Source organism: Lentimicrobiaceae bacterium (assembly GCA_023227965.1).
In the GTDB taxonomy this organism is placed as follows: Bacteria; Bacteroidota; Bacteroidia; order Bacteroidales; family JALOCA01; genus JALOCA01.
This window is the reverse complement of sequence record JALOCA010000021.1, coordinates 46,426-57,489: the sequence shown is the minus strand read 5'-3', so window position 1 is coordinate 57,489 and position 11,064 is coordinate 46,426. Positions and strand designations below refer to the sequence as shown.

10 protein-coding genes are annotated in these 11,064 nt (G+C 39.0%); 5 read left to right on the top strand and 5 right to left on the bottom strand.

The features are described from left to right. Window positions 1-164: 164 nt before the first annotated feature. Together gldF and M0R21_08475 are read right to left on the bottom strand one after the other, a co-directional pair. Complete coding sequence (gene gldF, locus M0R21_08480; GenBank protein ID MCK9617860.1) at window positions 165-896, bottom strand: gliding motility-associated ABC transporter permease subunit GldF; 732 nt, start codon at window positions 894-896, stop codon at window positions 165-167. A gap of 37 nt (window positions 897-933) precedes the next feature. After that, window positions 934-1,728 (bottom strand): SAM-dependent chlorinase/fluorinase, encoded by a 795-nt coding sequence (locus M0R21_08475; protein ID MCK9617859.1) that lies wholly within the window; start codon window positions 1,726-1,728, stop codon window positions 934-936. Window positions 1,729-1,851: 123 nt separating this feature from the next. Here M0R21_08475 and M0R21_08470 point away from each other — a divergent pair, with 123 nt between their 5' ends. Continuing rightward, window positions 1,852-2,796 carry a PhoH family protein gene (locus tag M0R21_08470; protein ID MCK9617858.1) on the top strand — a complete coding sequence of 315 codons (945 nt, stop codon included), beginning with the start codon at window positions 1,852-1,854 and terminating at the stop codon, window positions 2,794-2,796. Between the two features lie 12 nt (window positions 2,797-2,808). Then, complete coding sequence (locus M0R21_08465) at window positions 2,809-3,762, top strand: phosphoribosylaminoimidazolesuccinocarboxamide synthase (protein ID MCK9617857.1); 954 nt, start codon at window positions 2,809-2,811, stop codon at window positions 3,760-3,762. Here M0R21_08465 and M0R21_08460 read toward each other — a convergent pair. After that, on the bottom strand, window positions 3,759-4,637 hold the full coding sequence (locus M0R21_08460; protein ID MCK9617856.1) for a transglutaminase-like domain-containing protein: 879 nt from the start codon (window positions 4,635-4,637) through the stop codon (window positions 3,759-3,761). The two genes, M0R21_08465 and M0R21_08460, sit on opposite strands and share 4 nt — an antisense overlap. Before the next feature lie 3 nt (window positions 4,638-4,640). Next, window positions 4,641-5,513, bottom strand: a complete 873-nt coding sequence (locus tag M0R21_08455) for a nucleoside phosphorylase (GenBank protein MCK9617855.1) — start codon at window positions 5,511-5,513, stop codon at window positions 4,641-4,643. A 150-nt stretch (window positions 5,514-5,663) separates the two neighbouring features. On the opposite strand from M0R21_08455, the gene M0R21_08450 reads away from it, so the two are divergent. Further along, on the top strand, window positions 5,664-6,905 hold the full coding sequence (locus M0R21_08450; GenBank protein ID MCK9617854.1) for a competence/damage-inducible protein A: 1,242 nt from the start codon (window positions 5,664-5,666) through the stop codon (window positions 6,903-6,905). Window positions 6,906-7,220: 315 nt separating this feature from the next. Here M0R21_08450 and M0R21_08445 read toward each other — a convergent pair whose 3' ends face one another. Continuing rightward, entirely contained in the window at window positions 7,221-7,844 is a 624-nt protein-coding gene (locus M0R21_08445; GenBank protein MCK9617853.1) for a VOC family protein, read from the bottom strand. 1,226 nt (window positions 7,845-9,070) lie between these two features. On the opposite strand from M0R21_08445, the gene M0R21_08440 reads away from it, so the two are divergent. Then, window positions 9,071-9,754 carry a hypothetical protein gene (locus tag M0R21_08440; protein MCK9617852.1) on the top strand — a complete coding sequence of 228 codons (684 nt, stop codon included), beginning with the start codon at window positions 9,071-9,073 and terminating at the stop codon, window positions 9,752-9,754. A 205-nt stretch (window positions 9,755-9,959) separates the two neighbouring features. Then, complete coding sequence (locus M0R21_08435) at window positions 9,960-10,670, top strand: hypothetical protein (protein ID MCK9617851.1); 711 nt, start codon at window positions 9,960-9,962, stop codon at window positions 10,668-10,670. Window positions 10,671-11,064: the final 394 nt, after the last annotated feature.

Below are 11,064 nucleotides of genomic sequence, written 5' to 3'. Positions count from 1 at the left end.
TTGTTTTTCCGGGTGTTTCTTCTCCTGTCGGAAAGTTCGGGTGCTAATTTTTTAAAGAATTTTTTCATGTGAAAATAACTTGTTTTTTAATGGTCACATGGAATTCGCATATGGAGGTTTTCATGCCGTTTGATATAGTTTTCTTTATACTCATTTCATACATTCTACCACTTTCGGCTTTCGAGCGAGATCTTAGTAAACAGGATAAAAACGGTGATAATACTCAGGAAATACAATACATCGCGGGTGTCAATCACACCGCGGCTCATTGAAGAATAATGTGCCGAAATGCCCAGCGATTTAATGAAAAGGTCAAATTTTCCAAAGAAATTGAAGGAGTAAATAAACTCGAATCCCAAATAGGAAAAGCCACACAAAAGTAGGGCAAGTATAAACGAAACTATCTGATTATCAGTAAGAGAAGATGAAAACAGACCAATTGCAACGAAAGCAGCTCCCAAAAATAACAAACCGATATATGAGCCCCAGATGCTTCCTGAATCGAGATTGCCGACAGGAGATCCGAGAAGATACACTGAAAGGTAATAAACCAAGGTGGGGAGAAGGGAAAAAACTACCAGTATCAACCCTGCAAAATACTTTGCCAGTACCAACTGAAGGTCGGTAAGGGGTTTAGTAAGCAGCAGTTCAATAGTTCCGCTCTTTTTTTCGTCGGCAAACATACGCATGGTAATAGCCGGGATGAGAAACAAAAAAACAAAAGGAGCCAGCAGAAACAGTCCATCCAGGTTGGCGTACCCGTTGTCGGGAATGTTGAAGTCGAGTGGGAAAAACCAGAGAAATAGTCCGTTAACCAACAGAAAAACAATGATAACTATATAGCCGATAAACGAACTTAAAAAACTCCTTACTTCTTTACGCAGAAGTGTAAACATAGGAAAATGTATGATGGGTTTGCGAGCGCAAAAGTAATTATTTTTTATCAAACTCTATTCGTACCGGATCATTGATTTCCATTCCTAATAATCCTGCTGCATTGCCTTTATTCAGTGCTATTTCAAGATATCCGCCCGAATTAAACAATGCCACCATTTCTCCTTCTTTTTTTACATCGTCGTAGGTTTCGTGAATGGTAGTAAGGGTATAGGATGGATTGCGAAGGTAAATAGTAAAGGGACTATTCTGCCCCACAGTCCTGAATAAATCTGCTCCGATATTGGTTATCAGGTTTTCGTAAGCATCAATATAAATGATATGTCCTTTGATGATGCTGTTTTCCAACACTACAGGCTTAAATGGAAGCAGCTCCTGCGAAAAATCTTTAATTTCAAAACCCAATTCTTCGGCAGGCTTGCCTGAAGCGAGGTGTACTGCCACTTTGGCAAACACATCACGGGCTGAAAAGGTATAAAAACCGGTATCGGCAAAAACCCGGAGTTCAATTACCAGATCTGGTTTTTTATCAAAAATAAGTGAAAAAATACCCGTGTCGGCACTGATAAAATATTGATCCTCGGCTTTAACAACCAGATGAGAAATTTTTTTCGATTCTTCGGTATTGATTCCGATAATGTGTACCGTTCCTTTCGGAAAATCGCGATACACATTGCGGATAACAAAAGCCGCCTGTGATAGGTCGAAAGGAGTAACAGAATGGGTAATGTCAACAATACAGGCATCAGGCATATGCTTAAGTATATTGCCCTTTACAGCACCCACATAATGGTCATTAAGCCCCCAATCGCTTGTTAATGTGATAATTGACATGAATAAAACGGGTTAAAATCTGTTTTTATTTTCCACAAAAACACCTATTTTTGCACTTTCAAAAGTATAAAGAAATAGAAACACACTAAACGCAGCAATAAACTTTTTCAAATTTTACTGAAGATGGAGGAAATTATCAATTTGAGTGCATATAATCCCATTGATATTTACGGGGTTAATGATAAACACCTGCATCTGCTGAAATCTTTTTTCCCTAAACTGAAAATTGTAGCCCGAGGCGAAGAACTTAAAATTTGGGGCGAGGAAGAGGAAATAAAAGTATTTGTTGCCAAATTTAGCCTTCTTTTGTTGCATTTTGATAAATTTGGAAAACTCAGTGATGAAGATATTTTTCAGGTTTTACACAGTAATGGCGAAGAAACCATAGCAACTGCTGCCGAGGATAACCATATTTTGTTACATGGCAAAAATGGAATGCAAATCCGGTCGCGCACGCCTAATCAGCAAAAAATGGTGGAAAGTTGCACCGTCTGCGATTTGGTATTTGCCATAGGACCTGCCGGCACAGGAAAAACGTACACCGCAGTGGCATTGGCTGTAAAAGCTTTAAAAAACAGAGAAGTAAAACGGATTATCCTTACCCGTCCTGCAGTGGAGGCTGGCGAAAACCTTGGTTTTCTTCCCGGCGACCTGAAAGAGAAACTCGATCCTTACCTCCAGCCTTTGTACGATGCCTTGCGCGATATGCTTCCTACACAAAAATTGCTTACCTACCTTGAAGAAGGAACCATTGAAATTGCCCCTCTTGCTTTTATGCGGGGTCGCACACTCGATAATGCCTTCGTAATACTCGATGAAGCTCAAAATACTACTGAAAGTCAGTTGAAAATGTTCCTTACCCGTATGGGAAAATCTTCCCGTTTTGTGGTTACAGGAGATATTACCCAGATTGACCTTCCCAAAAACCAGTCGTCGGGGCTCATCCATGCCATGCAGATACTGAAAAATGTTGACGGTATTGCGTTTATCATGTTAGACGAAGGGGACGTGATCCGGCATAAATTAGTTACCCGAATCATTAAAGCCTATAATACAGAAACCCGTTAAAACCCGTAACCTATGCCCAATGCCATTGTAGATACCTGTTATAATTTTCCCGGACAAACCCATGTGTATCATGGAAAAGTACGCGATGTATATTCTATTCACGATGACTTGTTAGTAATGATAGCCACTGACAGGATTTCGGCATTCGATGTGGTACTGCCTGAAGGAATTCCTTACAAAGGGCAGGTACTGAATCAAATAGCGGCTAAATTTCTGGATATCACCAGCGATATCGTACCTAACTGGAAAATAGCTGTGCCTGACCCTATGGTTACTGTAGGCAGACTCTGCGAACCCTTTAAGGTAGAAATGGTAATACGTGGTTACCTTTCGGGGCATGCCTGGCGCGAATACAAAGCCGGTAAACGCAGAATTTGTGGCGAAATAATGCCCGAGGGGATGAAAGAAAATGACAAATTTCCGTCGCCGATCATCACACCTACCACCAAGGCATCCGTGGGACACGACGAGGACATCTCCAAAGAAGATATTATTAAACAAGGACTGGCAACAGTTGAGGATTACGAACAACTGGAAAAATACACGCAGGCACTTTTTAAAAGAGGAAGTGAAATTGCTGCTACTATGGGGCTTATTTTGGTGGATACCAAATATGAATTTGGAAAAACCCGTGGCGAAATCTTTCTCATAGATGAAATTCATACACCCGATTCGTCCCGGTATTTTTATCAGGATGGATATGCTGAACGCCAGAAAAACAACCATCCGCAACGCCAGCTTTCAAAAGAATTTGTGCGCGAATGGCTTATGAAAAACGGATTCGAAGGAAAAGAAGGACAAGCAGTTCCGGAAATGACCCCGGAATTTGTGCAATCGGTTTCCGAACGCTATATTGAATTGTTCGAAAATATTACGGGAGAAAATTTTGTAAAATCGGATGTAAGCAATGTTCCCGCACGGGTTGAAAAAAACATCCGTACATTTTTATCAGCATATTACCGCTAATCGAGTATTTTTTGTAAATCCTCAAGCTCTTCTACCTTGTCGGGGGCTTCCAATTGGATGTAAGATGCTATCAGGCTTTGTATCATTATCTTTACTATCTGCAGGTCATTGCTGGGATAAAAATACTTCCTTTTCGGAACAATATCTAGTTGCTTCAGATAAGTGTTCACCTCGTTGCGTGTAAACATTTCGCCCCTGTTGAAAGGGTTGATGTAAAAAAGTATCTCTCCGCTACCTTCTTCCATCATCCTGGAGGTAATTTCTCCTTTGGCACAGGCAAGTATGAAGTGTTCGGGTAACATCACTCCATATACCGGTATTTTAAGACTTCGGGCGATGATGCTGTATAAAATGCCCAGCGAAAGGGGGTTTCCTTTCCGTGTTTCGAGTAGGCGGTTGAGGTAAAGGCTATCGGGTGTTAACAGGTTTTCTAAGTTCCCGCTGAAATGGTGAAAGTCGTAAAATATTTTATTGAACACCTTGATTTTTTCGAAGGCAGTAAGATTATCGTTTAGTTCGAGCCAGACATCCTGTGTGATACGTCCTAATTGCCGGGTGATGTCAAATTCATCCAAATGTGGGTACTGGAAACGGGTAATCAACAGGTAAGCCTGCAACAGATTGTTTTCAGGGTTTTCTTTCCAAGTTTGAAAATCACTGAAAAGGGTGTTGTGCTGTATCTGCTTGATGATATCTTCTATACGATTCTGCAGGGTTTCATCGAAATTGTTTTCCCACGATTTTTCAAGATAAGGAATCACATCTTTTCCCAAAGAAACCACCTTTTCCATGATTTGCTCATAGACGATGGCATCAGGCTCGTCCAGCAGACTTACCAGTGCTTCAAATTCCTTATTTTCGGGGAGACTTGCCATACATCATTCAGTTAATCTTTCTAATACCAGGGTTATTAATTCATCCACTGCTTTATCATGGTGTGTACTAAACTGCATGGAAACCCGGTTTGCAACTACGGCACAAACTGTAAGTGCCTGGTGTCCTAAAATAGCCGACAAACCGTATAATGCGGAAGTCTCCATTTCAAAGTTAACAATACGTTGCCCTTTGTAAGAAAAGTTTTCAATATTGCGGTTCATTTCGGGGTAGGCAAGCGGGATGCGCAACACCCTTCCCTGCGGACCATAAAATCCGGAAGCCGTTGCAGTGATTCCGCTAATAAGTCCTTTGCCAATTTTTCTTTCAAGAAAAGTGGAGGCTTTTACAACATAGGGATAGGGCAGGTTTTCGTTCCAGCCGGTTTGCGCTGCAAAAGCATCGGCTATAGCTTTGTCGTTGATATTTTCGTTGTAATTGTAAAAGTTCAGTAAGCCGTCGAGCCCCAGCCCGTAGGAGGAGACGATAAACGAATCCACAGGGATGTCTGCCTGCAAAGCACCTGAAGTACCCAGCCTAATGATGTTCAGCGAAGTATGTGTTGCTTTGGGAATACGTTTTTTCAAATCAATATTCACGAGTGCATCCAGTTCGTTTATCACGATGTCCAAATTATCGGTCCCCATTCCGGTGGAAAGAACACTCAGGCGTTTGCCGTTATAACAACCGGTATGGGTAAGTAATTCACGGTTTTGTTTTTTAAATTCTATTTTTTGAAAGTGGCTGGAAATTTTTTCTACCCGTCCGGGATCGCCTACCACGATGATAGTATCGGCAATATTTTCAGGATGAATGGATAAATGGTATATGCTGCCGTCGGTATTGATAATTAATTCCGATTCTTTTATTTTTTCCATGTATTAATTATAATTTTGTTCACGTAAATAAAACGCAAAGCTACGCAATATTAAACATTCAAACGTTTATCTATGTTCAAAAAACTCATCAATTTACAAATTATTGTAAAGAAGTGATAACCCGGACAAAGAATTTTTTTTACTCATAATATGGAAGCAGAAATCATTAGTATAGGCGACGAATTGCTCATAGGGCAGGTGGTAAACACCAATGCCGCCTGGATGGCAGAACAACTTAACCTTATCGGAATAAAGGTAAAGCAGGTTACGGTGATAGCCGATGTGCGGCAGGCAATTTTGCAAACCCTTGCCGAAGCAACTAAAAGGGTTAGCATCGTGATGCTTACCGGCGGATTGGGTCCCACTAACGACGATATTACCAAACAAACCCTTTGCGAATATTTCGATACTCATCTTGTCGCTGATGAGGCTTCCTATAAAAATGTGGAAACTATATTTGCCATGCGTGGTTTTAGGGTTACGGAACTCAATCGCAAACAGGCGGAAGTACCTGCAAATTGTATTCCTATTGCCAATCTTAACGGCACTGCGCCCGGAATGTGGTTTGAAAAGAATGGAATTATTTATGTTTCCATGCCGGGAGTTCCTTTTGAAATGAAACTTATGATGAGTGATTACATTTTGCCCGAGCTGGCTAAACGGTTCACAAGCGGGGCTATAGTGCATAAAACCATTCTAACGCAGGGAATGGGCGAAAGTTTCCTTGCTGTTAAAATCCGACACTGGGAGGCAGCCTTGCCTTCTTACATCAAACTGGCATATCTTCCCCAGCCCGGTTTGGTCCGTTTGCGACTTACCGCAACCGGAAATGACAAAGAATCTCTTACCCGTGAAATAGAAAAACAAACATCCACATTGTTACAACTGATTCCCGACCTGGTTTTTGGCTTCGACGATGATACCCTCGAACATGTGGTTGGCAAATTATTAATGCAAAAGGGGAAAACCATTTCTACTGCCGAAAGCTGTACTGGTGGTTATGTAGCACACATGATTACAGGTGTTCCGGGAAGCTCTGCTTATTTTAAAGGTTCCGTAGTGGCGTATGCCAACGAGGTAAAGGAGCAACTTTTGGGTGTGCAACATCAAACCCTGTTACAATTTGGTGCCGTTAGCCAGCAATGCGTTATCGAAATGGCGGAAGGCGCAAGACACATATTTAACACTGATTATGCCATAGCTACCAGCGGCATATCCGGACCCGACGGAGGTACCATCGAAAAGCCTGTTGGAACTACCTGGATTGCTATTGCTACTCCGAAGACCACAATCAGCGAAAAATTTCTTTTCGGAGAACACCGCCAGCGTAATATCCACAAAACGGCTCTTCAGGCTCTCCAGATACTGAGAAAAGAGGTGGAGAAAGATTAAACCGTCGTCGTTTTTTTGTGCAATTCGGAATTTTTAGTTTTTGTTACTTCATCGCCAACGGCGAAATGTAACATACTGAAATATTGCAAGGATGGTTTGCAACCTTAGCCCGGACTCAGGTTATTAATGCGATAAAAATACAAACATTGATTTTGATACCATCTGAGTTTTATTGATTTTTGTTTTCGTATCCGCTTTTAAATACATAATTTTTATTCCCGCTTGCGGAATTACACCACGATTTAATCAGGGAGGGGCATTGTGCTCCGGGTGGAGTCTTACGAAGTGCGGGCACGGACGGTATTAAAGCCCTGTTTATTCGTTTTGTTTTTTATCTGTTGCAACATAATCATAGTTGGGTTCCCATAGTTCTATTTTGTTTCCTTCGATATCCATAATGTGAACAAATTTGCCATATTCATAGGTCTCAATTGTGTCAATAATGGTTATTCCTTCTTTTTTAAGTTGTTCAACAAGGCTAACCAAATTCTCGACTCTGTAATTAATCATAAAGTCTTTGGTTGAAGGGTCAAAATAATTATCCGTTTCTGAAAACGGACTCCATTGGGTAGAACCTTTTTGGGTTGGGTTGGTGCTTTCCTGCCATTCAAAACGTGCACCGTATGGGTCGGTGTCGAAGCCCAAATGTGTTTTATACCATTCTTTAATTTTACCAGGATCTTTACATTTAAAAAAGATACCGCCAATCCCTGTTACTTTTTTCATTTTGATGTTGTTGTCAGGTTGTTTTGTATTAATGTTGATGCTGGGTTGCTTTGTAATGATAGCCTTGAAATAGAAACCAGAACAAAATGATATTGCAAACCCCAAAATAATCAATGCCGTTTTTTTCATTGTAGTTAAGGGTTTAAGCTTGCTGTGTTTGTTGTCCCTGTTTGCAAGTAAATAGTATATATCACTGAAAAACTCAGGTTTCATTTGCAAAAATAAATTAATTCTGCATAAAGACTATCAAATGGCGATTTATTCCTTTGTAATCATGTTTGTTTTGCATTTATATCTCGATAGAAGTAACCATTTGCCGGTATTTTACGAACAGAAGTGTAAATTGCTCTTAGCCGCGACTTATTCAACAAATCATTCCGCATGAGTTAGCCCCGAAAGGGCGGAATAGTTTTTTATTGACGGAATTACAAATTCCGCTATGTTCCGAGCGGGATTGCAAATTCAGCCTGACGGGAAGATTTTAATTAGCTAATTAGTTAATTTGAAAATTTGGTGATTTGAAGATTTGAAAATGCTGCGGGAAGCAGAATTTAAAAACTAAGAAATAAGAAAGCAAAAATTTAAAAATTTTCTAAAGTTTAGAGTGGGGGTATCTGTTAAAATCATGGGAAAAGAGAGTGTATTAAAGTTTTGTTTTAAAAAAATGAAATTTCAGAATTTTTTGAAAGTATTTTAAAATAAAATTTGGTTATTAAAAAAATTATTATATTTGAAACGAAAATAAAATAAGAAGAAGCGTTACATAGATTATAGATCAACAAAAAAAAAGTAAGCCAGCCTGTTAAAGTAGCCCCTGGTAAGTTTGCAGGGAGAATCGTTTTTTGTTCTTTGTATTATTGTAAAGCTATTGGAAACGCTGATAAAGCTTACAGTAAGCCTGTGAAAACGTCCGGTACGCACCGTAAAACGCAAAGTATGCCATAAAAACATCCGGTAAGGGGTGTAAAACGTCCGGTAAGCGCTCAAAAGTCAACATACACGCCGAAAAACGTCCAGTGAGTACTGTAAATCTTCCATTGAGCACTGAAAAACATCCAGTAAGCACTGAAATTCTTCCAGAGACTACCGTAAAACATAATTTATGAGGTGTAAAACACTCCGTAAGCCCCCGGAGGGTCGCAAACAAAGGTTTTCGTGTCGCTGACAAAGGTTTTCGAGTGGCAAACAAAGGTTAGCGAGCGGTTAACTAAGGTTTTCATGTTTCCGGATAAGGTTTTCGTATTGCCGGCTAAAGTCGTGATGTCATCAGGAAAGCATTATCGTAAGCAAACAAAGGTTTTTGTTTACCCTGCTAATGTTTCCGGATGAACGGTAAACCGGTAAAATTCCCGAATCATCAGCTTAAATTCCCAATGCTTTACAAAAAATTTGAAAACTAATTGATTAGTACGATAATTATACATTAAAAACTATAAAAAATGAAGGCTATTACTATTGACAAGTGCCGTATGTTTATGGCAACTAACGGCGTTGCCGACGAAAACAGCGAGGTATTAAATACTATACCGGGCTTCCAGGACAAACATACCCAATTCAAAGGTATCCTTACGGAGATAAACGTAAAGTTGGATGCGGCAGATATAAAAATTATACCTGTAGGTCCCGACAAAAAAAGGCTGAAAGGCGAAATAACCGATGATGTATGCGAATATATGTCGTTTGCCGAAGGCTGGGCTACCATTAATAACGATGATGACCTGATAAACAGAATTCACTTTACACCCAGCGCTTTGCGGGAAACTGCCGATACCCTTTTTGTCAGTCGTTGCCGCCAGATAATTGGCATCATCGAAGAAATTACAGATAAACTGAAGGATTTTGGACTTACCTTAGAAATGCTTACCGCATTAAAAGAAAAGATCAAAACATTCGAAAAACTGATACCCAAAAGCCGCGAGAATATTGGCATCAAAAAGGTGGCTAACGTAAACTTAGATGCAGAAACCGATGCAGCGGATACCATACTGACAAAAATGGATGCACTGGTAGAAACCATCCGCCGCAAAAACCCGGATGTTTACACCAAATACAAAACGGCAAGGGTGATAGTGAATTCGGCAACAAGGAAACCGAAGAAGAAGGGTGAACCAGAAACGAAATAAGAAATTGCAGATTTTTAATTAGCTAATTAGTAAATTAGTTAATGTGCTAATGTGAAAATTTGAAGATTTGGAAAAAGCCAGTTAGAGAATTTAGGTATTTATAAAATTTGTGAGAGAAAAAACAATAGCTAAGTACGAAATAACTGGCTGGGGGTTACACAATCGTTATGCACCATTTAACAAGACAATAAAATAAGTAAAAAGTATGGAAGAGAATCCTTGGATAAATTTAATTCATTCAGAAGGAAATTATTATCTAGATATTGACCATGATAATATAATCCAGAATAATGATGACTATGAAAATGATTCGGAAAATGAGAATTATGTTGATTTAAGATATATACCTGAACCATTTATTGGAAATATTGAGGCACAAATTTATTTTTTATTAGCAAATCCTGGGAGAACAGCTGATAATGAAGAATTAGAATTAAATAATCTTGGAGAACATTTTATTGATGCCTCTATTAATAATTTAAACCACAATCTTAATAATTATCCATTTCTTTATTTGAATCCAGATTTTGAACATACAGAAGGCTATAGATGGTGGAATAGATGTTTAAATCCAATTATTACGCATTTAAACATTGATAGGCAATTATTTGCTTCAAGTTTCTTTGCAATTGAAATTTATGGATACCATACAAGACAATTTAACAGTAGATTTATTAATAATAATCTTTGGTTGACCTCCATTGATTATACAGTTAATCTCATTCGAAATGCGATTCATAAAAATAAACTGATTTTAATTAGTCGATCAGTTCGTAATTGGTTTAATTTAGTTGAAGATTTAAGGAATTATCAAAACTGCTATTTTGTTGCAAATAATAGACAAATGGAGATTAGCCAATATACTATTCCTCCAATAGTGATAAATGGAATAATGAATAGAATAAACGGTGCATAACAAACGCCGATATGCCAAGCGGGCAGCAGCAAGTCGCCAACAGTCTACCACGCAAGTTGGTTTTATCTCCGCTGAGCAGAATTTGTAATTTTGCAGAATAATAAAGCAAAAAGCATTGAGGGCAACATAAAATAAATGAAAACTAAAAATTACAAACTTTATTAAGTACCGAATGGGATTGAGAATTCTGATAAGCGGGGCGAACCGGAACCGAATTAAGAGATTGCAGATTTTGATTAGCTAATTTGAAAATGCGGTGATTTGAAGATTTGGAAAAAGCCAGTTAGAGAATTTAGGTATTTATAAAATTTGTGAGAGAAAAAACAATAGCTAAGTACGAAATAACTGGCATATGGGGGTTACACAATCGTTATGGGAAAGTTTAAAACCAAAA